This window comes from Cupriavidus sp. 01L46 (assembly GCF_056399905.1).
Map to the genome: position 1 here is coordinate 1 of NZ_JBFTSF010000001.1, position 23,343 is coordinate 23,343.

The 23,343-nt window shown below is 64.4% G+C and carries 19 protein-coding genes; 13 read left to right on the forward strand and 6 right to left on the reverse strand.

Going from position 1 to position 23,343, the window contains the following annotated elements:
• From AC1DS3_RS00005 to AC1DS3_RS00020, 4 genes are all read left to right on the forward strand, one after another.
• Positions 1 to 343: porin (locus AC1DS3_RS00005; RefSeq protein WP_477126529.1), on the forward strand; the 343-nt coding region annotated here is incomplete at its 5' end.
• 33 nt (positions 344 to 376) lie between these two features.
• Positions 377 to 1,105: a YoaK family protein gene (locus AC1DS3_RS00010; protein ID WP_441632421.1), complete on the forward strand. Its 729-nt coding sequence runs from the start codon at positions 377 to 379 to the stop codon at positions 1,103 to 1,105.
• 567 nt (positions 1,106 to 1,672) lie between these two features.
• Positions 1,673 to 3,115, forward strand: a complete 1,443-nt coding sequence (locus AC1DS3_RS00015; RefSeq protein WP_441632423.1) for a catalase — start codon at positions 1,673 to 1,675, stop codon at positions 3,113 to 3,115.
• A 548-nt stretch (positions 3,116 to 3,663) separates the two neighbouring features.
• Positions 3,664 to 4,056 carry a response regulator gene (locus AC1DS3_RS00020; protein WP_441632425.1) on the forward strand — a complete coding sequence of 131 codons (393 nt, stop codon included), beginning with the start codon at positions 3,664 to 3,666 and terminating at the stop codon, positions 4,054 to 4,056.
• 72 nt (positions 4,057 to 4,128) lie between these two features.
• Here the strand turns inward: AC1DS3_RS00020 and AC1DS3_RS00025 are convergent, their stop codons facing one another.
• Entirely contained in the window at positions 4,129 to 4,839 is a 711-nt protein-coding gene (locus tag AC1DS3_RS00025; RefSeq protein ID WP_441632835.1) for a response regulator transcription factor, read from the reverse strand.
• Between the two features lie 210 nt (positions 4,840 to 5,049).
• Positions 5,050 to 5,970 (reverse strand): helix-turn-helix domain-containing protein, encoded by a 921-nt coding sequence (locus tag AC1DS3_RS00030; protein ID WP_441632427.1) that lies wholly within the window; start codon positions 5,968 to 5,970, stop codon positions 5,050 to 5,052.
• 566 nt (positions 5,971 to 6,536) lie between these two features.
• Between AC1DS3_RS00030 and AC1DS3_RS00035 the strand changes: the two genes are divergently transcribed.
• From AC1DS3_RS00035 to AC1DS3_RS00070, 8 genes are all read left to right on the forward strand, one after another.
• Positions 6,537 to 6,776, forward strand: coding sequence for a hypothetical protein (locus AC1DS3_RS00035; protein WP_441632429.1), 240 nt, complete (start codon positions 6,537 to 6,539; stop codon positions 6,774 to 6,776).
• 582 nt (positions 6,777 to 7,358) lie between these two features.
• On the forward strand, positions 7,359 to 7,874 hold the full coding sequence (locus tag AC1DS3_RS00040; RefSeq protein WP_477126530.1) for an isochorismatase family protein: 516 nt from the start codon (positions 7,359 to 7,361) through the stop codon (positions 7,872 to 7,874).
• Positions 7,875 to 8,215: 341 nt separating this feature from the next.
• A complete protein-coding gene (locus AC1DS3_RS00045) occupies positions 8,216 to 8,428 on the forward strand; it encodes a DUF2789 family protein (RefSeq protein ID WP_477126531.1) in 213 nt (70 codons plus the stop codon).
• 1 nt (position 8,429) lies between these two features.
• The gene (locus AC1DS3_RS00050; protein ID WP_441632436.1) at positions 8,430 to 10,100 is read left to right on the forward strand and encodes an amidohydrolase; all 1,671 of its coding nucleotides are present in this window, start codon (positions 8,430 to 8,432) and stop codon (positions 10,098 to 10,100) included.
• 694 nt (positions 10,101 to 10,794) lie between these two features.
• Positions 10,795 to 12,132, forward strand: a complete 1,338-nt coding sequence (locus tag AC1DS3_RS00055) for an HlyD family secretion protein (protein ID WP_441632438.1) — start codon at positions 10,795 to 10,797, stop codon at positions 12,130 to 12,132.
• A gap of 109 nt (positions 12,133 to 12,241) precedes the next feature.
• Positions 12,242 to 13,519 (forward strand): hypothetical protein, encoded by a 1,278-nt coding sequence (locus AC1DS3_RS00060; RefSeq protein WP_477126542.1) that lies wholly within the window; start codon positions 12,242 to 12,244, stop codon positions 13,517 to 13,519.
• A 2-nt stretch (positions 13,520 to 13,521) separates the two neighbouring features.
• Positions 13,522 to 15,507 (forward strand): glycosyltransferase family 2 protein, encoded by a 1,986-nt coding sequence (locus AC1DS3_RS00065; RefSeq protein ID WP_441632440.1) that lies wholly within the window; start codon positions 13,522 to 13,524, stop codon positions 15,505 to 15,507.
• Positions 15,508 to 15,512: 5 nt separating this feature from the next.
• Positions 15,513 to 17,069 (forward strand): efflux transporter outer membrane subunit, encoded by a 1,557-nt coding sequence (locus AC1DS3_RS00070; protein ID WP_441632442.1) that lies wholly within the window; start codon positions 15,513 to 15,515, stop codon positions 17,067 to 17,069.
• Between the two features lie 12 nt (positions 17,070 to 17,081).
• On the opposite strand, the gene AC1DS3_RS00075 is transcribed toward AC1DS3_RS00070, so the two are convergent.
• Together AC1DS3_RS00075 and AC1DS3_RS00080 are read right to left on the reverse strand one after the other, a co-directional pair.
• Positions 17,082 to 18,290 (reverse strand): ABC transporter permease subunit, encoded by a 1,209-nt coding sequence (locus tag AC1DS3_RS00075; RefSeq protein ID WP_477126532.1) that lies wholly within the window; start codon positions 18,288 to 18,290, stop codon positions 17,082 to 17,084.
• Between the two features lie 34 nt (positions 18,291 to 18,324).
• Positions 18,325 to 19,155 carry an ABC transporter substrate-binding protein gene (locus tag AC1DS3_RS00080; protein WP_441632448.1) on the reverse strand — a complete coding sequence of 277 codons (831 nt, stop codon included), beginning with the start codon at positions 19,153 to 19,155 and terminating at the stop codon, positions 18,325 to 18,327.
• A gap of 228 nt (positions 19,156 to 19,383) precedes the next feature.
• Between AC1DS3_RS00080 and trhA the strand changes: the two genes are divergently transcribed.
• Positions 19,384 to 20,001: a PAQR family membrane homeostasis protein TrhA gene (gene trhA, locus AC1DS3_RS00085; RefSeq protein ID WP_441632450.1), complete on the forward strand. Its 618-nt coding sequence runs from the start codon at positions 19,384 to 19,386 to the stop codon at positions 19,999 to 20,001.
• On the opposite strand, the gene AC1DS3_RS00090 is transcribed toward trhA, so the two are convergent.
• Both AC1DS3_RS00090 and AC1DS3_RS00095 read right to left on the reverse strand, forming a co-directional pair.
• Positions 19,998 to 20,477 (reverse strand): GNAT family N-acetyltransferase, encoded by a 480-nt coding sequence (locus AC1DS3_RS00090; RefSeq protein ID WP_441632452.1) that lies wholly within the window; start codon positions 20,475 to 20,477, stop codon positions 19,998 to 20,000. The genes trhA and AC1DS3_RS00090 overlap by 4 nt on opposite strands.
• Before the next feature lie 128 nt (positions 20,478 to 20,605).
• A complete protein-coding gene (locus tag AC1DS3_RS00095) occupies positions 20,606 to 23,047 on the reverse strand; it encodes a penicillin acylase family protein (RefSeq protein WP_441632454.1) in 2,442 nt (813 codons plus the stop codon).
• Positions 23,048 to 23,343 lie beyond the last annotated feature (296 nt).

Consider the following 23,343-nt stretch of genomic DNA (forward strand, 5'->3'; position numbering starts at 1 on the left):
CTACCGTACCGCCACTGGAGACCTTACGCGCGATGGCTACTATGTCTCGCTGATACAGCAGCTTGGCACCGGTAGCATACGCGCCGGCTTCGCCTTTGTCGGCAATGGCACCGGCACGGCTATGGAAACAATTGGATCCGTCCGCAGTGGTTCGGAAACCGGCGCATTTCAGGTAACTGTCGGCTATGACTATCCCCTTTCCAAGCGAACCGCGCTATACGCTTACTACAGCCGCATCAACAACCGCAGCAACGCTACCTATGACTTCGCCATCAATAACATCGGCATCAGGGCCGGCGCCGACCCGCAGACGTTCGCCATTGCGATGCGGCACAGCTTCTGACCGTTCGCTGAACAACCTTCGTGGGAGACCGCATTGACACCCCCACAGCTTCCCGACACGGGCGGCCGCGCTGATCTTTCGGGACCGGCGTTCGGCTGCATCCTGGCCTTTGTCGCAGGCTATGTAGACGTGGTCGGGTTCATTTTGCTAACGGGCCTGTTTACGGCACACGTGACAGGAAACTTCCTGATGATCGGCGTCGACATCGCCGGTGATTCGACGGGCCTGCTCGCCAAACTGCTTGCGCTGCCGACTTTTGCCTTGGCGGTCGCTGCCGCCAGGCTGACCGAGTCACGCATCGTACGGAACAAACAATCGGCACCCTCGCTGTTGCTATTTGCCGAGGCCGCGGCGCTGGTTCTCTTCATCATTGCCGGGCTTCACGCCTCTCCCATTTCTGATCCGGGTACGCCGGCAGCCGTCGGCGCCGGCATGCTTGCCGTGGTGGCCATGGGTATTCAGAACTCACTGTCCAGGACGTCTTTGTCAGACCTTGGCCCCACGACGATCATGACGGGAAATACCACGCAAATTATCATTGACTTGGTGGACTTGCCATCCGCATCTGAGGCGGAACGCAAAGCCATACGCGGCCGGCTCAAGAAGATGGTACCGGCGCTCGCGGGTTTCGCATCAGGCGCCGCTCTCGGCGCCCTTGGCTATTCGATGCTCTCGATCTGGTGTGTCATGCTGCCAGCCGTATTGCTGACTGCGCTCAGTCTATTGACTTGGCGCAATGGCGCAAACAGCCTTCAGAAGTGAATTGGCAGACGAGTGAATTCGAGATGCCCTCGCGTTCCTCCGCTACATAGCTTGCAATCGGCAAAAGACCACCGCTGACCGAGCCTTGAGAACTTCCCCCGGCATCGACGATGCGCATGATCGAGCCGGGGAAAGCTTATAACTTCATTGGTATTGATCACTCAAAAGTACCAACGGATTATCCAGGTCTGTCAGCCATCCATACGGTTTGTGGGGCATCACCGAGGTATAGGTTGGAGACTAAGGAATAGTGCTAGCCGTTAGCAATCGTTCGCGGATCTCCCATCGCGCTACCAGTGCCGAGCTGAGCAAGTAGCATTCCGAAGTCCGCGACCAGACCGAAGACCCAGCCGGCTAATACGAACAGACAATAGCCATAGCCTGCATCGCCAATTAATCTCTCCTGGTTTTGCAGGATCACGACACAGCCGGAGCAGTGCACCGTGCGGAGGACAGTCCTGCGCGGAGATGGGTGACTCATCCGCTGCCGCCTCCGGTCTCGCATCCGTGCACTGATTTCCGGCACGAAGATCCCCCCAATCTCCCTCACCAACAAGAAGACTCGCGATGAACAGAGACACTCTCACCACGGCTGCGGGCGCACCGGTTACGGACAATCAGAACTCGCAGACCGCCGGTCCGCGCGGGCCGATGCTGCTGCAGGATGTCTGGTTCCTGGAAAAGCTCGCGCACTTCGACCGCGAGGTCATTCCCGAGCGCCGCGTGCACGCCAAGGGTTCAGGCGCGTACGGCACGTTCCGCGTGACGCACGACATCACGAAGTACACGAAGGCGTCGATCTTCACGGAAATCGGCAAGGAGACGCCGCTCTTCATCCGCTTCTCCACCGTGGCCGGCGAGCGCGGCGCGGCCGATGCCGAGCGAGACGTGCGCGGCTTCTCGGTCAAGTTCTACACGGACGAAGGCAACTGGGACGTGGTGGGCAACAACACGCCGGTGTTCTTCGTACGCGATCCGCTCAAGTTTCCGGACTTCATCCACACGCAGAAGCGCAATCCGCGCACCAATCTACGCGACCCGATTGCCGTGTGGGACTTCTGGTCGAAGCATCCGGAGTCGCTGCACCAGGTCACGATCCTCATGAGCGACCGCGGCCTGCCACAGAACTACCGCCAGATCCACGGCTTCGGCTCGCACACGTACTCGTTCATCAACGCGAACAATGAGCGCTTCTGGGTCAAGTTCCATTTCAAATCGCAGCAGGGTATCTCGAACTGGACCAATGACGAGGCAGCGAAGGTCGTGGCGGCCGACCGCGAAAGCGCGCAGCGCGACCTGTACGAGAACATCGAGAAAGGGAATTTCCCGCGCTGGAACCTGCGCGTGCAGATCATGCCGGAGGCCGACGCGGCAAAGTACCACGTCAATCCGTTCGACCTGACCAAGGTGTGGCCGCACAAGGACTACCCGCTGATCGACGTGGGCGTGCTGGAGCTCAACCGCAACCCGCAGAACTACTTCGCCGAGGTGGAGCAGGTGGCGATGAATCCAGCCAACATCGTGCCGGGCATTGGCTTCTCGCCCGACAAGATGCTGCAGGGGCGGCTGTTCTCGTACGGCGACACGCAGCGTTATCGCCTGGGGATCAACCACCACCAGATCCCGGTCAACGCGCCGAAATGCCCGTTCCACAACAGCTTCCACCGTGACGGCGCAATGCGCGTGGATGGCAACCAGGGCGGCAAGCTCAGCTACGAGCCGAACCGCCAAGGCGAGTACGCGACGAGCGAGCGGGCGGTCGAGCCGCCGCTGGCGCTCGATGGTGCCGCGGACCGCTGGGACCACCGCGTCGACGCGGACTACTACAGCCAGCCTGGGGCGCTGTTCCGCCTGTTCGACGACGGCCAGCGGCAGCGGCTGTTCGCGAACATCGCGGTGGCAATGCAGGGCGTGCCCGAGGAGATCGTGCGCGTGCAGATTGAGCATTTCACCAAGGCCGATCCGACCTATGGTGAAGGAATCCGGCGTGCAGTGAACTGCCTAAAGTGAGCTGACCGATTCACCGCTGTCCTGCTCGGGAGGGGGTGGGAACTTGAGTCGGTACCAGCAAGACTGGCACTCGCCTGCGGTCTGCGATCGAACTGCTGGCGGCACCAAGCCAAGCAAGGTCTCGCGCCTTCGAGCACTTCAGCAAGAAAACGCGTCACTGCGGGCAAGCAGGCCGACTGCAGGCTAAGGGAGCGACGCTGCTCCCCTACTACTGCAGCATCGACAATCCCGATAGCGCTATCTACCATCAATCGTCCATCATCAAACGGTCCCGGGGTCGCCCGCACGCACAAGGACTTTTTGCATATGCGGTGCCATTTCGAAGCAGCCATGCATGTAATACCTTGGTATGAATCGGACAGAATAGCTGGCCGGCTCACTATTGCGGGGGGACTGATTTTCCTGGCCAGCGTGACTTCATCGCAACGTAGCGTGGAACGTGCACCCGGGGGATCGGCAATACCATCGTATGACAGGGTATGCATGGGTCTGGCGTTACGCTTCCAGCAGAGCATTGCCAGCGCTCAACGCGTATACAAGGAGTCAGTGTGATAGCTCTCGCCACGATCGCAATAGTTGACGACGATGCCGCCGTCCGAAATGCCGTGGGGGGGCTGCTGCGTTCGCTCGATCTTGGCGTGCAATTGTTCGGAAGCGGCCAAGAGCTACTGCGGTGGACTTCGCTGCCTTGCCTGTCCTGCGTGATCACGGACGCGAAAATGCCCGGCATGGACGGCTTCGCTTTGATAGAGGCGCTGCGCGCACGCAATCTCGATATGCCTGTCATTTTCATGACTGCATTTGCGCATGAGGGATTTGATCAGCGTGCCAGGGCATTGGGTGCAACGTGCGTCCTCTACAAGCCCTTTCAGGACACGGACATCATCCAATGCATTGAAAAAGCACTACGGCCTCGCACGACGGACTCTCCTTCATCGTAAGTGTGTCGTGCAGTGGATCGATGAGACGTCCTTACATGACCTTCGTCCTCCGCACGCTGCCCGATGCCGTCCCTACGCTAGGGTTGCGGTTCCAAGCTGTCGAGGCTGCAGCCGGATAGCAGGCCGTTCATCGGCTTTGGACTTAAAGGGAAGCAACACGAGACCGAGAGTTTGCGCAAGTAGCACCAGATCGGCGAAGCTCCGGGCCCTCATTTTTCGCATTGCCTGGCATCGATGAACTTTGACAGTCACTACGCTGATGCACATGGCGGCGGCAATCTCCTTGTTTGTCAAACCTGATGCGGCATGCGCCATGACCTCACTCTCCCGCGGCGTCAGGGAGCGAAAGCAGTCGCGCACTGCAGCCAATCGGCACAAGCGCTCACGTCGCGGGCCCTCCTTCTGTAGTGCCTCCGTGACGGCATCGAGCAGTTCCTGTTCACGGAACGGCTTGGAAAGAAAGTGTTGTGCTCCCGCCTTCATAGCAGCAACCGTCATCGGAATGTCCCCGTAGCCGGTCATGAAGATGATGGGAATATGAATACCGAGCTCTGCCATGCGGGCTTGCACATCCAAGCCACTTTGCCCCTTCAGGCGCACATCGAGAACCAGGCAACAAGGCGCATCTGGGAAGCCGAAGGCAAAAAGCTCGGCGGCGGAGCCGAGCAGCACGGCTTGAATGCCGACTGAACGAAACAGGCTTCCCAGCGCGTTTCGCACCTGCAAGTCATCATCGACAACAAGGACCACCGCGTCGTCCTGCGGCGCTGATTCGGCGCGCATCGGTAGTACAGCAGTCACGGTAGGGCCTCCACGTAGCATCGACATCAGAGGCGCGAATCACCCCACGGCTCCATGCGGGGAGATAAGACGCGCCCGGCAGCAATGTAGTGTTACACCAGCCCTTTGGCTTGAACACGTGTGCGCTCTATTGTCGTTTTGTGCTCAGCGCGGGCCAGATAATGGCTGGCGAGTGCCGGCACCCAGGCGTGCCTAGTCCTGCCGACCGCTCCGCCAGTCACCCGGCGTCAGGCCAAGCTTCTTGGAGAAACTGCGTGTGAGATGGCTCTGATCCGCAAAGCCGCACGACGCAGCGATCCCAGCTATCGGCAAGTCCGTGGTGCGCAGCAGTGCCGCCGCGCGCTCGAGGCGACGCTCAAGCAGCCATTCATGTGGTGTTTTGCCAGTACTCTGCCGAAATGCCCGGGAAAAATGGCTTCGGGATAATTGACACGCATCAGCGACCGCCGCAATGGACACGTTTCCGTCGTCAAGTCGCGCCGCGAGGAACTCCTGCGCCCGCGCGAGTATGCGAGGCGAAAGTTGGCCCATGGAGTGAATGCGTTTCCGATTGACACCTCCATAGTGTTCGACCAGGTATGTGCCGATCGCGTGTCCGAGTTGATCGACAAACAACCTGCTGGCGCCTTCAGGCCGCGCGAGCGCGGGTAGGAGTGCCTGGGCGAGATGGGCCAGCACGGCGTCCGTCTGCGCCGCGGCATGTCGCAGTTCAAGACCTGCGGGGCAGCCGAGTTCCAGGGCTGTACGCTCCATGAAGGGGCGCGGCAGTTCGATGAGTACGAAATCAAACGTCCCATACATATCCGCCTTGTAGTCATCCTGGAAGTTCCGCAGATAGATGGAGCCTGCCTCGAATGCATGCATGTTCGCCTGATTCGGACGGAAAATGCGTCGACGATGGCCTTCCATCAGGGAGACGCCAACCAGAAACCCTCGTGCTGAAGCAGGGGTCACTACCTGACTCATCCGCTCAATCACGGAACTCTTGCGATAGAAATGGAGATCGCCGGCGGCAAGCGCCTGATCGTATCGCAATGCCTCCGACAAACAACCCAATGAGTCGCGCTGAATGGCCGGCTTGGCGGATTCGTGAGTAGATGTGGAGAGTCGCATGGCCAGGTAGTCATGATCGTCGCGCCAAGCCAAACACGACCGGGCGACCTTGCGTTACTGAAAATACCGTTGACGCTGGCAGCTCGAAAAGCGCCCGCCTTCCTACAGTCAAACGATTGCTTGGAGAACATACCATCATCGCCAAGCATGAAGGAACTAAGGCTGCTGATTTCGCCCCCGATCGTCAGGCTGATCGCGGCACTCTTGCCGGCCCGGCTGCCGAATACACCTCTTGCGACGCCGCCCGGCCCCGCAAATTGGACGTTGGCCGGAGGTTTACCGAAACGAACGTCTTGCGGTAGCCCAGGGCCTCCATCACTTCTCTGACATCGTCCGATGAAGTTTGCTTCCGCGGGCAGTCCGATTTCATGTAGCCGGGGGCGAGTCAAGCACTTGTGCACCAGTCCTTTCCGGTTACGAACGCGCCAAGCATGTGGGCCACTCATACCAGAAGACGATGGAAACTGTGGACTCATCCGAATAATGTGCGCAAACCCCAAGTCAACATTTGGCTGCGCTAAGCCGGCACTTGAGACAAACACGGGATGAACAATCACGGAGTTTCCATGAATGGCAACATCTACTTGAAGATGGCCCAGCTCCAAGCGGCGGTCCATGCCAATGAACAAGACGCGACATTGTGGCGCTGGTTCTCAGATCAGATGGAGGACCAGACAATGCGCTGCGAACGCAAAAAGGGGGACTGGGTCATTTGCGTGGCCGGTCGCGAGCTGGCGCGTGACCCGTCCTTCGACCTGGCGGTTCGCGCCGCTCACTTCCTTTGCCGCGCACTGAGAGCCTTGTAGACGAGCCGGTGACAATGTACGCGCCGCGCAGGGTCGACAAGCGGCGCGCATACCGCCGCGGCCTTTTCCTGCGGTACGGGGCCTTCCCACTGCTCTGCCGCCTAGACTTCGACGCTCTCGACGTGGCGCATCGCCGGTGTTCGATTGCAGTTCTTCGGTGACGACTCTGGCCATCCTCCCGTCTTCACGCAGTGCCTTGCATACGCAAATGTGATTGGGCGGTCTACGTCGGTTGTCCATTCGTGGGGACCTGAAGGAGTGCTCCCTATTTGTCGCGCTATATCGGTCGCGCGGAAATTTTCAACAATCGGCTGGTTACCCGGCTACCTAAACAAGGTGCGCACTGACAAGAAGACGATGACGCGCGAGACCGCGGAACTCCTGTGGCGCGTCGTCCAAGGGCGATGGACCCACTGGGACAGAGTCCTCTCGCGCCTCAATGAACTAAATTCAATTATTTTGAATAACTATTGCAGAGATAGGCCACTTTCTGGAAAGGGGCAGTCGGTATAGTTCTGCACATAGACAGGCCAGCCCGAATCATCTCTGCCAGACAAAACGCGAATCGTTGAATCAAATTTTTTGGATAAAAATCATGTCGAACGCCAAACTGCAAGTCCTGACCCCGCGCAACAGCCAACTGATCATCATCGACCATCAGCCCCAGATGGCCTTCGGCGTGCAGTCGATGACGCCCTGGCCGCTAATGGCCGCAAGAAAATCATCGTGGCCGGCCTGTGGACCGAGGTCTGCAACACCACCTTCGCGCTGTCCGCGATGCACGACAGCGACTACGAGATCTACATGGTTGCCGACGCCTCCGGCGGCACCAGCAAGGAAGCGCACGACTACGCCATGCAGCGCATGATCCAGGCCGGCGTGGTACCGGTGACCTGGCAGCAGGTGTTGCTCGAATGGCAGCGCGACTGGGCGCGCCGCGACACCTATGACGCGGTGATGAAGCTCGTCAAGGAGCACTCGGGCGCCTACGGCATGGGCGTGGACTATGCCTACACGATGGTCCACAAGGCCGCACAACGTACTGCAACCGCGCACGAGTCGATCGCGGCCGTGCATGCGCCGGTGATCGAGAACTAAACGCCCCTGGTCTGCGCCGAACGCTTCCTGTAGTTTTCGGCGCCATACAACCTTCGGCTGCAACGCCACCACGGCTCACTGAAAAATGACACACGACAAGAAGATCGCCACGAAGTGGGAAATGGCGGCGTTTGCATTCCTTACCGGCTTTAATGCACATGCCCACACGTCTTCGTCACTGGGCGTTGTCTCTGGCACGCTCGCTGTTTGCGCGCTGATTGCGCGGGCCATGCATAGCTGGGTAGAACAGCCCGCAAACGCGAGCGCCGCTCTTATTTAAAAATGTGCGGTCCTACGGCGGCGCTTTCATCCGCCAAAACCCTGCTTCCCGGACGTTTCCCATGGACACCCCATTTCACCAGTTTTCCGACCTGTTCGCCCAACTCGGCTTGCCATCCGACAACGCGGATGTTCTTGCGTTCCTTGCGAAGCATTCGTCGCTACCGCAAGACATCAATCTTTGGGAAGCACCATTCTGGACGCCGGCCCAGGCAACCTTGCTGCGCGACGGATTTGACGAGGACGCAGACTGGGCACAATCCAAGGAGATTTGACTTGAAACACGCGATCCACAAGAGCCTGCTGGCAGTAGCCGTCGGCTTGACGATGTCGGCCCACGCCGCGCCTACGCTGATCGAATCCGTGCAGGGCTACACCTTGAAGAACGACCAGGTCGCCAGCTTCACCGGCCTGGTGTTCGACCAGGGCAAGGTGCTGGCCACCGGCGACGCCACCGCGCTGCGCGCGCAGTACCCCGATGCCAGGCGCGTCGACGGCCAGGGCAAGACCCTGCTGCCGGGCCTGATCGACGCGCACGGCCACGTGTTCCGCCTGGGCTTCAAGACCACCGAGATCTCGCTGTCGGGCACCAAGGACCTGGCCGAAGCGCAGGGCATGATCCGCGCCTACGGCGACAAGAACCCGCAGCGCAAATGGCTGCTGGGCTACGGCTGGAACCAGGTCAACTGGAAGCTGGGCCGCTTCCCCACCGCGGCCGAGCTGGACGCCGCCGTATCGGACCGCCCGGTGCGCCTGGTGCGTGTGGACGGCCACGCCGCGTGGCTGAACACCAAGGCCATGCAAGCCGCCGGCATCACGCGCGACACCAAGGACCCGGCGGGCGGGCGCATCGAGCGCGACGCCAACGGCAACCCCACCGGCGTGCTGGTCGACAAGGCCATGGCGCTGGTCAACAACGTGATCCCGCCGTACTCGGACGACGACCGCCGCGCCGCGCTGGCCGCCGCACTGGCGCACATGAACGCGCTCGGCCTGACCGCCGCGGGCGACGCCGGCGTGACCGCGCAGGAAGACCGCATCTACCGCGAGTTCGCCGACCAGGGCAAGCTGACCACGCGCATCTACGGCATGATCCGCGACACCGGCGACGACTTCAAGGCGCTCTCCGCCAAGGGCCCGCTCTCTGGCTACGGCAACGACCGCTACTACCTGCGCGCGGTCAAGCTATACGGCGACGGCGCACTCGGCAGCCGTGGCGCGGCGCTGATGGCGCCGTACTCGGATGATCACGTGCACAGCGGCCTGCTGTTCATGAGCGACGCGGCCATGCAGGCGAGCGTCAAGATGGCGATCAAGGCCGGCTACCAGGTCAACGTGCACGCCATCGGCGACGCCACCAACCACCAGGTGCTGGACGCGATTGAAGTCGCCTACAAGGAAGTCGGCGGCCGCGAGCTGCGCAACCGCATCGAGCACGCCCAGGTGGTGGCGCTGCCGGACATCCCGCGCTTCAAGCAGCTCGACCTGATCGCCTCGATGCAGCCCACCCATGCCACCAGCGACATGAACATGGCTGAGGACCGCATCGGCAAGGAACGCATCAAGGGCGCGTACGCCTGGCAGACCATGCTCAAGCAAGGCACCGTGATTGCCGGCGGCTCGGACTTCCCGGTGGAATCTGCCAACCCCTTCTACGGCCTGCATGCAGCGGTCACGCGTACCGACCACGAAGGCCGCCCGATCAAGGGCTGGCATCCGGAGGAAGCCATGACCCTGACCCAGGCCTTCCGCGCCTTCACGCTGGACGCCGCTTACGCGGAGCACCAGGAGAAGACGCTGGGATCGCTGGAGCCGGGCAAGTGGGCCGACTTCATCCTGGTCGACCAGGACCTGTTCAAGGTGGCGCCGGCCGAGATCTGGAAGACCCGCGTGACGCAGACGTGGGTGGCGGGTGAGCGCGTGTACGCGGACGCAAGCGCACGTTGATATTGATACGCTGAATTGCGGAGTGCCCTGGCGTGTATGCTTCGCCATGGCATGATCGAGAGGCCGGCCCTGCGCCGGCTTTTTTTCATGCGCGCTGCCTCGTCACAGCGTGTGTTGCAAACAGAAAACATCCATTGCCCAACCCCCCAGGCAGCAAGCGATCAAGTGGCGAGCATGGCGCACAGGCCATTGCGCCATGGGAGGAAACAATGCCAGCAGAGGCCGCGGGGAATGTCTCACCCTCCGAAAATGTGCCCATGCGCATGTGAAAGCCAGGTCTCTGCCCGCATGGGAAATGGGGGTATCGGATGCCATTGATTTCAACGGTGTGACATCCTGCTCTTACACATTCTTACAGCAGTGGCGCCGCTTCTTGGCTAGCCTTCATTCACTCGCCACCGTGCAGCGAACCCGAGTCGTGCACATCCGCGAGTATCGTCGATGGCCCTCGGGCCATACGCATTCGCCCCGCTCCTGGCGTCAGCTGGAGCGCGGGCAGATCAACGGACCCGGCACGTCCTGGTCCACACACAGATGCGCAAGCGGCCCGGCTGGGCCGTGAAACAACGCATCGCGAAAGAAATATTGGGGGACTTGCTTTACAGGGAACGTGCGTCTTGCCGACACGCCCGGTGCCGACGGCTTGCCGCTCGTTTTGCGACCCCGATCGCGCGAACTTGCCAGTGAGGATGCCATGAGCGACAAAATCGAACAAAGCCGTCCCCCGGCCACGCACCTGCCCGAATTGCGCACAGACCGTCTGGCGCCCGCGAGAGGCAGCCGCGAGCTGAGCCAGCGCCGCCTCTGGCATGTGGTGCCACGCCTGACCAGTTACGGCGTGGCCGCCTTTATCGTCTGGGTGATCTTGGCCGTGATGTTCCCCCCCGTGTTCACGCGCTCGTCCGAACGCGCCGTGGTCGATGGACCGGTCAACCTGGTCACCACGCCGGTCGAAGGCGTGGTGGCAGGCCAGCGGATTTCGGTGGGCGCCTCATTTGCGCCGGGAGACACGCTGATGAGCGTGCAGAACCAGAATGTCGACCGCGCCTTGCTGGTGGAACTGACAGGCAAGAAGCTGGACAACCAGCAACGCTACGATGCGGCCAAAGCCAAGCTTGAAGGCGATCAGGCCCGTCTTGACGCTACCGACCAGGAGACCAGGAAATACCAGGCAGCCGCGCAGGCCGAGCACGCCGCCAAGATCCGCGGCATCCAGGCCCGCATGGCAATGGCCAAGGAACAGGTGGACCAGCAGGAAGACGTGGTGAACCGCAACCAGGCCATGCAATGGGCGGGCGCGGTCAGCGAGGCCTACACCAATGCCTCCCGCTACCAGTTGTCGATCCTGTCGAACTCCAAGGAAGCGATCCGCGCCGAACTCGACAACGCGCTCAGCAACAGCCAGGCGGCCAAGGGCAAGGTGTACCTCTCCAGCACCGATGGCGCGGTCTCCACGCTGGCGCAGCGGCACGACGAACTGAGCGCGGAGATCACCCAGCTCAAAGCGGAGCTGACCCAGCTTGAGCAGTACGGCAAGTCGGTTGACGCCCTGATCGCAGAGGAAGGGCAGCGCGTCCAACGCATGTCCAACCTGGATATCAAGGCCTACGATTCCGGCATGGTCCAGGACGTGCTGGCACCGCCCGGCACGCGCGTCGCGGCCGGCGCGACCTTGCTGCGCAGTACCAATTGCGCGCAACCCCGGGTGGTGGCGGTGTTCCCCCGCAGCCTCAGCAACGATCTGTTGCCCGGCAACAAGGTGACGGTGCGCGTGGACGGCGTGGCCGCGCCGTTGGCCGGCAAGGTTGCCGAAATCCTGCCGCGCGCGCCCGATGGCGAGCAGGCGCGCTACTTCGTGCCGTTCCCGCCCATCGAAAAAAACGAGATCTACCTGATCGCCAAACTGGACAAGCCCTTGCCGGCGCTGCCCCTGCAGAGCGCCGGCGCGGCGGCGGATCGCTGTGCGCTGGGCCGCTGGGCCAAGGTCAGCCTCGACCAGCCTTGGTGGGGCCACATGCGCGCGCTGATCTGACGGCGGCGAATCCGACGCACGCCAGGAGATCGCCATGAACCGGGCCTCACTCACCTCGCTCACCTCGCTCACCTTACGCCGCCGAATGCTGCCGCCGCTGCTGGCCGCCATGACCAGCCTGGCCACGATCCTGGCGCCGCCCGCCGCCGCCCAGGCGCCCCCGGCGCAAGCGCGCGAGCAGTTGCTGGCAGGTGCCTGCCAGGCCATTGCCGCGCGGGTCGCGGCGGTGCCCGGCCAGGGCCCGGTGATGCTCGGCAGCTACGAGCCTGCACCGGGGCAGGGTCCGCTTGCACCCGCTTTGCAGCAAGCGGCGTTCGTCTACGACAACGCCCTCGCCGGCATCGCGCTGGTGGCCTGCCACCGCGTTGGCGATGCGCGCCGCATAGCGGACGCCATGGTTGCTGCCAGCGTGCGCGATCGCCACTACCACGATAACCGGCTGCGCAATGCCTACCGCGCCGGCGCGCTGCCGGCGGGCCCCGCGCCGCTGCCCGGCTGGTGGGACACGCCGAGCCAGCGCTGGTTCGAGGACGCGTACCAGGCCGGCACCGCCACGGGCAATGTGGCATGGGCCGCGCTGATGCTGCTGGCCGTCTACGACAACACCCACGAACGCCGCTATCTCGACAGCGCCGCGGCGTTGATGGGCTGGGTCGACGCCACGCTCTTCGAAGCCGGCCCCCCGGGCGGCTTCATCGGCGGCTACTTCGGCGAGGAACCCAGCCCCACCCGCCAGTCCTGGAAATCCACCGAGCACAACGTCGATGCCTATGCCGCGTTCAGCTGGCTGGCCCGCCTCAGCAACGATCCGCGCTGGCCGGTGGCGGCACGGCGCGCGCGCGGCTTCGTCGAAGCGATGTGGCAGCCGCGCGAAGGCCGCTTCGTGATCGGCACGCGCGACGATGGCCGCTCGCTCAATAGCGGCCCCTCCGCTCTCGATGCGGTGTTATGGCCGCTGATCGCCGTGCCAGACGCGCCCGCGGACTGGCGCAGGGGCCTGGACTGGACCCGCGAGCGCCACGGCGTCAAGGGCGGCTACGGCTTTAACGGCAACCCCGACGGCGTCTGGACAGAAGGCACGGGCCAGGCCGCACTGGTGCTGCGCGCCAGCAGCCGCGCGCAGGATGCCTCACCGCTCTGGCCACTGCTGCTGTCGCAGCGCGCGCCCTCCGGCCTGCTTTACGCCACGCCGGAGCAACGCATCCGCACCGGCCTCTCGATCGGGCCGACCTCCACCACGGAGGACTTCTACTACTACCACCTGCCCCACCTCGGCGCGACCGCATGGGCGGTGCTGGCCGCCGCAGGCTGGAACCCCTTCCGTCCTTCCGGATGTGTCGACGCCGCTTGCACCAGCGCCATTTCCGCTCCCCCGTCCAAGGAGTAACGATGTTTGCATTCTTCCTCGATGCCAGGGCGCTGCTCGTCATCAACGCCGCCACCTTGTTGCTCGCCTGGCTTTGCATGCGGGGAGATCGCGCCCGGGACTCCGACCGTTGCGTGTTCGGTGCCATCACCGCGACCCTGCTGCTCGTCTACCTCGCCTGGCGCTGGACCCAGACGCTGCCCGAATGGCAAATGACCTTCCCGAGCCTGTGGGCGCATGCCTTCTTCGGGTTCGAGATCATGACGATCGCCTACACCGTGATCTCCATCGTCACGCTGACGCGCGGCAGCAATCATGCGCCAGCGGCCGATGCAGGCGAGACAGCGCTGCGGCGCAGCGGCACGGTGCCGCGCGTCGATGTCTTCATCGCAACCTACAACGAAGGGCTGGAAATACTGGAGAAGACCATTGTTGCCGCGCTGGCGATCGACTATCCGGATTTTCGCGTGTGGGTGCTCGACGACACCCGGCGCGACTGGCTGAAGGCGTTCTGCGCGCAGGTTGGCGCCAACTACGTCACGCGTCCCGACAACACGCATGCCAAGGCGGGCAACCTCAACAATGGCCTGCAGCATAGCGCCCGTGCGGAACATGGCGGCGGCGCGCCCTACATCATGGTGCTCGATGCCGATTTCGCCCCGAACAAGAACATCCTCATGCGCACCATCGGCCTGTTCGCCGACCCCAAGGTCGGCGTAGTGCAGACGCCGCAGTTCTACTACAACGCGGACCCGATCCAGTACAACCTGCGCTCGACCGAATGCTGGGTCGACGAGCAGCGCGCCTTCTTCGATGTGATGCAGCCCGCCAAGGACGCCTGGGGCACCGCCTTTTGCATCGGTACGTCCTTCGTGGTCCGGCGCGAGGCGCTCAGCTTGATCGGCGGCTTCCCAACCGGCACGGTCACAGAGGATATCCACCTGACGTATCGCCTGATGCCGTACGGCTATGTCACGCGCTGGCTCAACGAGCGCTTGAGCGTGGGCCTGTCCGCCGAAGGCCTGCCCGAGTACATCAGCCAGCGCAGCCGGTGGGGACTAGGCACGATCCAGGTAGCGCTCACGGCCGACGGGCCGCTGCGCGGACGCGGCTACACACTGGGCCAGCGCGTGCACTACGTGCACGGCCTGCTGCACTGGCTGAGCCGCCCTTTCACGCTCATGCTGCTGGCCGGGCCACTGTTGTATTGGTACTTCGACGTACCGACGCTGTACGGCGAACCGATGCAGTTCCTTGCCTATGGGGTGCCCGCGCTGCTGCTTTACTGGGCCTACAGCATCTGGGTAACCGGCTCGCGCGCGCTGCCCATCTTTACCGAGGTCACGCAGATCGTGTCCGCGCTGGCGGTCAGCGCGACGCTGGTCAGCGCGTTCTTCAAACCGTTCGGGCGTCCGTTCAAGGTCACCAACAAGGGGCTGGATCGCAGCAAGCTGGTGATCCACGGGAAGTTCGCCGCGCTCTATGGCTGCCTGATCTTGCTCTCCGGCATGGGCCTGGCGCGCGCGGTGGCCGCCGATGCGGCAGCCTCGGGACTCGTCTTCAACATCGCGTGGACCGCCGTGTCGATGGTGCTCTACCTTACCTCGCTGCTGGTCTGCGTGGAACTGCCACGGCCGCGCAAGGAGGAACGCTTCCCCTACCGGGAGCGAGCCCTGCTGCGGATCAACGGCAAGGCAGCTTGCGGCGGGCACGAGTACACGGCCACTACCGTGAACCTGTCCTGCAATGGCGTCGCCATTACCAGCGCGATGGCGGCGGCGATTCCGGTCGGCGCCGAGGGCGCGGTCTGGATGGAGGCGACCGGCTGGGTGCCGTGCCGGATCGCGCGCCGCCAGGGCAAGCTGCTCGGGCTCGCCCTGCATCTGGACATGGCGACGCGCCACCGCTTGATACGGCTGCTCTTCAGCGAGCCCGCCCACAACGTCGCCAGCCAGGGCAATCCCCGGCTGGCCATTTCGCGGCTCGTGTGGCGCGCCTTTTCCGGATGAATCCCATGCAAAAGACTCTCGCCCCTATGCTGCGCACGCTCTGCATGGCCCTGCCGCTTGCGCTGGCCGCATGCACCCTCGAGCCCACGTACCAGCGTCCCGCACAGCCAGTGCCAGAGGCCTGGCCCACCGGCCCGGCATACGCTGCCGGCGCGCCGGCAGCGGCCGAAACCAGCACGGCGGCGGCCGACCTGGGCTGGCAGGACTTTTTCGTCGATGCGCGCCTGCGGCGCCTGATCGAACTGGCGCTGGCCAATAACCGCGATCTGCGCGTCGCCACGCTCGCCATTGAACAGGCACGCGCCCAGTACCGTATCCAGCGCGCCGCGCAATTCCCCGCGATCGGTGCCAGCGCGGGCATGCTCAGCCAGCGCGTGCCCAGCGAACTGCGCGCGCCCGGGCAGTCGGCGGTCATCACGCAGTACAGCGCGGGCGTGGGCTTCAACGCGTTCGAGCTGGACTTCTTCGGGCGCGTGCGCAGCCTCAAGCACGAAGCACTCGAGCAATATCTCGCCACGGAGGAAGCGCGCCGCAGCGCCCATATCAGCCTGGTCGCCGAAGTCGCCAGCGCCTACCTGACCTGGCGCGCCGACCAGGTGCTGCTGCAAATCTCGGAGGACACGCTGAAGAGCCAGCAAGCCGCCGCCGAAATGATCGGGCGCAGCAAGCGCGCGGGCGCCATGGCAGAGCTGGACCTGCACCGTGCCGAAACCCAGGTGCAGACCGCGCGCGTGGGCGTGGAGCAATACACGCGGCAGGTCGCGCAGGACGAGAATGCCATCAGCCTGCTGATCGGCGGCCCGCTGCCGCAAGACCTGCCACCACCCGAGCCCTTCGAGTCGACAAGCCTCGTTGCCGAACTGCCAGCCGGCCTGCCCTCGGCATTGTTGCAGCAAAGGCCCGACATCATGGCCGCCGAGCACCGCCTGAAAGCCTCCAACGCCGACATCGGCGCCGCGCGGGCGGCCTTCTTCCCGACCATTTCGCTGACTGGCGCGGTTGGCTCGGCCAGCACCAATCTGGCAGGGCTGTTCGCCGCAGGCATGGGCGCGTGGACCTTCGCCCCGCAGATCACCCTGCCGATCTTCAATGCCGGCAGCAACCAGGCCAGGCTCGATGCCTCCAAGGTGCAGAAGGACATCAATATTGCCGCCTACGAAAAGACGATCCAGACCGCGTTTCGCGAAGTGGCAGACGGCCTGGCCGCGCGCGGCACCTATGACCGGGAGGCCGCCGCGCAGGAAACCCTGGTCAAGGAAGCCAGCGAAACCCAGCGCCTGTCGGAGATGCGGTTCAAGAACGGCGTGGACGACTATTTCGCGGTCTTCGATGCCCAGCGCCAGCTCTATACCGCGCAGCAAACCCTGGCCACCATCCGGCTGGCCCGCCTGACCAGCCGTGTCGCGCTGTACAAGGCGCTTGGCGGAGGATGGTCGGAGCACACGGCCGCCGTGACGCCAGCAGCGCCGGCGAGCGCGCAAACGAGGGCGCCGGTTGCTCCGGCAACACCGCGGCCCGCACCCGCCGTGGCGCAGGGCGCGGGCGCGACACCGGCACGATGAATCGCACCGCAGCTAGCGGGGCCCGATCGCTACATGCCGGCCCCGGGCCTTGGACCGGGCAGGCGCAAGCGCATGCGCCTCGGGCCGGCCCCGCCGCGCTGTGATGGCGGCCTGGCGCTGCGTCGCACGGCAGGCCAGCGCCGCTACGCTCTCGATCGCCAGGCAAATCAGGAAATAGAGCAATGCGACGGCAAGGAACACCTGCGCCGCATAGCCCACGCTGCGCCCGTTGACCTGCGTTGCCACGGTCGACAATTCCACTACGCCCACGATATAGGCCAGCGACGTATCCTTGGCCAGCGACACCCATACATTGCCCAGCGACGGCAGCATGGCGCGCAGCGTCTGCGGCAGCACCACCTGCCAGAGTGCCTGCAACGGCGTCATGCCGAGCGCCAGCGCCGCATTGCGCTGGCCGCGCCCGATCGCGTCGAAGCCCGCCGCCATGACCTGCGCGATGTAGGCCGCGCCGATCAGCGCGAGCGCCAGCACCACGGTCTGCACCTCGCCCACGTGAACGCCCGCCAGCATCGGCAGCAGGAAGTAAGCCCAGAAGATCAGCATCAGCACGGGAATCGCGCGCAGGCAGGCCAGCAGGCTGTCGGTCTCCACCTGCCGGGCGGTGTAGGACATCTCTGCAAAGCCGATCGCCATCGCCAGCGATGTGTTCTTGATGGTCTGGCAGAACTGCCCCACCATCGGCCGCGCGGCAACCCGCAGCGCCTGCGGCAGCACCACGCGCCAGAATGCAGCGGCGGGCGTAAAGCCCAGCGCCAGCGCCGCCGCGCCCTGGCTCGCGGGCACATTGGCAAGGCCCGCCTCGAACTCGCGCGCATAGAAGGCACTGGCGTAGAGGCCGATGCCCGCCAGGCTCGCAAGCGCCTCCAGCGAAGGCGCGGGCACGTGCAAGCCGCCGATGCGCCATCCCTGCCAGTCATACAGCGCGCCGATGGCGCCATCGCCCAGCAGCTGCGCCGCGCCGAAATACCAGAAGAACAACTGCACCAGCAACGGCGTGCGGCGCAGGAACCCAACGGCGCCGCGCGCCACCAGGCGCAGCGGCATGATCGGGCCGCGCACAAGTGCCAGCCAGCCGGCGGCAATCGCGCAGCCAAGCACGAACACCGCCACCGACAGCGCCACGGTCAGGCCAAAGCCGGCAACGATCCAGCCGCCATACTTTGCCGGCAGCGACTGCAGCAGGATCGCCTGCCCCTGCATGGCTAGCCCTGGCCGGAAATGAAGGAGGTCGTCCTCACTTCAGCGCGCTGCCAATCGTGAAATCCCGCGCTAGCGGCGCCGTGCTCTTCGGCCCGAACCACTTGTCGTAGATGCGCGCCGCCGTGCCGTTCTTCTCCAGCTCCGCCAGGATGCGATCGATCTCCGCGGTCAGCCGGTCCTCGCCCTTGGGAACGCCCACGCCCATGTACTCACGCGTCAGCGTGAACGACGAAATCTCGAACTGATCCTTGTTGGGCAACGTCGCCAGCAAGGCGCCCAGCTTGGCGCCATCCTGCGCAAACGCCTGGATCGCGCCGCTGCGCAGCGCGGTCAGCGCCAGCGGGGAATCGTCATACGCAATCACGCGGGCGTCCGGGTACTTCTGCCGCAGCGTGGTCTCCTGCGTGGTGCCCTTGTCCACGCCCAGGCGCCACGCCTTCAGGTCGTCCGGCTGCTTGAGCGTGCCCTTCCTGGCGATGAACTGCAAGCCGCTGGCGAAGTACGGCGTGGAGAAGCCGATCTGCTGGCGGCGCTCATCGGTGATGGTGAAATTGGCGGCAACGATGTCTACCTTCTGCGATGCCAGCAGGGCAATGCGGTTAGCCGGGTTGGTCGCGCGGAACTCAGGCTTCACGCCCAGCCGCCTGGCGATCTCGGCCGCGTAGTCCACGTCCAGGCCAGCAGGGGTGGTACTGCCGGCCTCGACAAAGCCGAACGGCGGGTTCGCGTCGAACACGCCCACGCGCAGCACGCCAGCCTTTTTGATGTCATCCAGGCGGTCCGCCATGGCGGGGCTCGAAGCCAGCACGGTGAGGCCGGTGAGCAGCGTCAGGGCAGCCTTGAACAGCGGCGAAGGGATACGCATGGGGAGTCTCGCTAAAGGTTGGATGGCGAGACGATAGCGGGGGGCACGCAGGCCGGGAACGAATGGTTTCGCAGATGGTTATGCTATCCCGGGGAGCCCCATCGGCAGGCCCCGACGGCTCGCTTTCCGCGCCCCCTCGAAATCCATGCAAAAATACCCCGATAACGCACTGCAACAAAGCCCCCTGCAATCGCCCCTACCAGCGACCACTACAGGAGAATGAACAATATGTACCGTGGAGAACGTTTCAACGGCTACAGCCATTTGGCGGGCGCCGTCCTGGCCGCCGCCGGCACGGCAGTCCTTATCACCAGCTCTGCCCTCTACCACGACGCCTGGAAAGTCGTCAGCTCCGTCGTCTACGGCGCCACGCTGGTCTTCCTCTACACCATCTCCACGCTCTATCACAGCCTGCGCGGCCGCCCCAAGGACATCCTGCGGCGGCTCGATTACTGTGCCATCTACCTGCTGATCGCCGGCAGCTATACGCCCTTCGCGCTGGTCACGCTGCGCGGGCCCTGGGGCTGGACGCTGTTCGGGGTGAACTGGGGACTGGCGGTGATCGGCATCGCGCAGGAGCTGTTGATTGGCCACCGCACGCGCGTGTTCTCGCTGCTGATCTATGTACTGATGGGCTGGCTGGTGCTGTTTGCCTTTGGCCCGCTGGTGGCGGCGCTGCCGGCCGCCGGCCTGTACTGGCTGGTGGCGGGCGGCGCGCTCTATACGGCCGGCATCGGGTTCTTCCTGTTCGACGAAAAGGTGCGGCACTTCCACGGCATCTGGCACCTGTTCGTGCTGGCGGGCAGCGCCTGCCAGTTTGTCAGCATTCTCTGGTACGTGGGCTAGCGCCTGGCGTCCTCGAGCACCAGGCGCATCGGCACATAGGCAATGCCTTTCGCCTGTGCGCGGGGGCCGATAGCCTGGAAGCCGAAGCGCTCGTACACCACGGTTGCGAACGGGCTCGAATTGACGGTGAATTCACGCACTTCGCCGGTGGCGATCGCGGCCTGGCTGGCGGCTTGCCAGAGGGCTCCGGCAACGCCGCTCCGGTGCATCCGTGGGGCGACAAACAGGTGGAAGAGGTGGCTGACATCACGCATCGCAAGGATGCCGGCCAGCTGCTCGCCGCGATAGGCAACCAGATAGTGGAAGCGCGGGCTGGCGACATATCCGGCGATCGCATCCGGCGAGAGGCTGGCGAGAAAGTCCTCCGCGCCGGCCCCGGATGCCTCGATCGTGAAATAGTGGGCGACGCTCATGGCAAGCGCGCTGATGGCGGCAGCGTCTTCGGTGCCGGCTCGGCGAATGACCAACGTTTCCATGGTGGCTCGGGCTGATGATAGCCATCCAGTTTGTCATGGCGCGGGCCGGCGCGCCACATGCCTGATGCGGCGCGCGTGCTGGAGATGGCGCCGCAGCCAGGCGCGAGCCAGATGCGTCTGCCGCAGGTTTACTGCGGCACCAGCTCCACCCTCTCCCGCGTCTCCTTCTCCACCGCCTTGCGCGTGTAAAGCAGCGGGAAGTAGTCGCCCCTCGCCCACATCTGCGCCAGGTCGCGATAGTGCGGGCTGGTGGGATTGCCGGATTGCCCGGGTGCGTTGACCACGCGCGAGGCATCCCAGTTGCCCACGTCCAGCACCATGCGGAACGACGCGCCCGCGGTGAGCTGGTAGTCGCTATTGCGGTAGCTCGTGTTCATCGGCGTGAAGGAAGACCCGCCGATCGGCCCGGCGTTGACGTCGTAGCGCTGGCGCGCCGCGTTGTCCAGCAGCGGGTCGAGCGGATGATTGAACACCGCGGTGTGCAGCTTGCCCCATTGCCAGGCTTTAGGGTCCGGGCCGAGCTTGCGCTCCACTTCCGCCATGGCGCTCTTGAGCGAGGCCACGATGACTTCGTTGCGGCGCTCCACCGGCATCCACGGCTCGGGCTTTTCCAGCACGGCCAGCACGCGGCTGGCGTCGCCGTAACCTGCAAGCTTGGCGCCTTCCGGCGACAACGCCGCGCGCACCACCGCCGGGCGCAGGTACTTGCTGAACCAGACTTCGAACAACGCCGCCGGCGCGCTGTCGGCGCGCTCGTTGCCGTCCCAACCGCGCAACAGGTCGAGTCCCCGCCGCGCCTGGGCGTCCTCGGTGCGTACATTGGCCAGCAACGCCACCGCGCGCAGCGCCGGCAGCGAGGTGGTGTCGTTCTGCCACGCCATGCTGTCCGCCACCGAGGAATGCGGGTTCGCCGCCGCCAGGCTCTTGAGCCGCCGCGCGCGCGCCGTGTCGCTCCATTCGTAGCCCACGCCCATCTTGGCCGCGGGGTGGTTGGGCGGGATGTTGTTCTCGTTGGCGGTCACCACATAGCCGGCGGCCGGGTTGTAGGCCCACGGCAGCTCATCCATGTTGCGGTAGCCCGCCCACTCGTAGCGGCCGTCGCCCGGCACCGGCGTCAGGCCGTCCCAGTTGGGGCGGATGACGGTCAGGCCACCGGGGATCCAGCCGATGTTGCCTTCGCGGTCGGCGTAGACCTGGTTCTCGCCGGGGGCGCCCCAGCGGTTCATCGCCGCGCGGAACTGGTCCCAGTTCTGGGAGCGCATGTAGTCCATGGAGCCGAAGTACGGCGCCATGCCCAGGTCCAGCCAGGCCGCGCGCAGCGCATAGGCGTGGTTGCCCTTGGCATCGGTGACCAGCACCGGGCCGTGGCGGGTGAAGTCCAGGCTGACCTTGCGCGGCGTGGCCTCGCCCTTGACGGCGATCTCTTCGGTCACGGTTTCCATCGGTTCCCAACGGCCGCGGTACTTGTACTCGTGCGGCTGCGCCGGGTTGGTCTCGTAGACGTAGAGATCCTCCTGATCCATATAGAAGCGGGTCAGGCCGAAACCGATGTTGTCGTTGTGCCCGATCGAGATCCCCGGCAGGAACGGCTCCCCGGCACCAATCACCGACATCCCCGGCGCGTTCAGGTGGCTGATGTAGCGCAGGCTGGGCGCACCGTGCGCGCGGTGCGGGTCATTGGCCAGGATGGGGCGGCCGGTGCTGGTGCGCGAGCCCGAGATCACCCAGTTGTTGGAGCCGAGGCTGCGCGCGGTGTCGCTGTTGGTGTCAAGCACCGCATACAACGCTTCGTGCGGGATACCCTGCGCCTTGGCCGAAGCCCACCACTCTTTCGGAAAGCGCGGCGCGGCAGTGGCGAGCTCATAGGCGCGGCGCAGCTCCACGGTCGGCAGCGCGCAGGGCTCGAGGCCGTCCGGCAGCTTGGGCTGGATCGGCGGATCCAGCTCGCGCTGCACCCAGTCGGTGCGGGCGGCATCGGGCTTGACCTGGCAGTAGACCTGCGTGCGATTGACCTCGCCCATGAAATTGAGCGTGAGCCCGTGATGGCGGATGCGCACGATGTCTTCCGCACGCCAGCGCGCGGGCTTGTAGTTCAACACGCGAAACTCCGGCGGCAGCAAGTCCGGCCTGCTCTCCGTCTGCGCCACGTAGGCGTTCACGCCGGCCACGAACGCCTCCGCCACGCGCTTGGCATCCGAGCCATAGGCCAGCCACTCGCGGTACATGTCGCCGCGGAACAGCACGGCGCGCGCCATGCGGTCCCCTTCCACATAGGCCGGCCCAAAGTCCTTGGCCATCTCGCCCAGGCCACGCTTGCGCCACAAGTCGATCTGCCACAGGCGGTCGCGCGCGGCCATGAAGCCTTGTACATAGAAGGCGTCGTACAGCGTGTTGGCGTAGATATGCGGCACGCCCCAGCGGTCGATCAGGATGCTGGCGGGCTTCTCAAGGCCCGCCACCTGGAAGCGTTCGTTGGCGGCGGTTGCGGCGGCCGGTGGCACGGCCTGGGCGGCGGCTGCGGCAGTGCTCAGGATGAGCAGCGCGGCAAGGCTGCGGGCTCGGCAAACCATGGTGTTTCCTTGGGGACGTGGGGATCGCATTGGGCAAAAATCGGGGGTCGCGAGCCATGCTGGCGCGGCGAATCGCCGCCAAGGATAGCGGAAGTCGCCAGGGTGAGCCTAATCGGGCAACCCGTTTTTGCGGGATGGCAGCCCGGCACACGCCCCGGGAACCGTCGCGAACGCCCAACTGGCGCGGCTTTGCGCCAATTTCAGCGGGCAAAACTTTGATGCAGTGCAGAATGACGAGGCACGTGTGGAAGCCTATAACCCAAAAACCGGTTTCATTCCCCGAAATCGGCCGACTC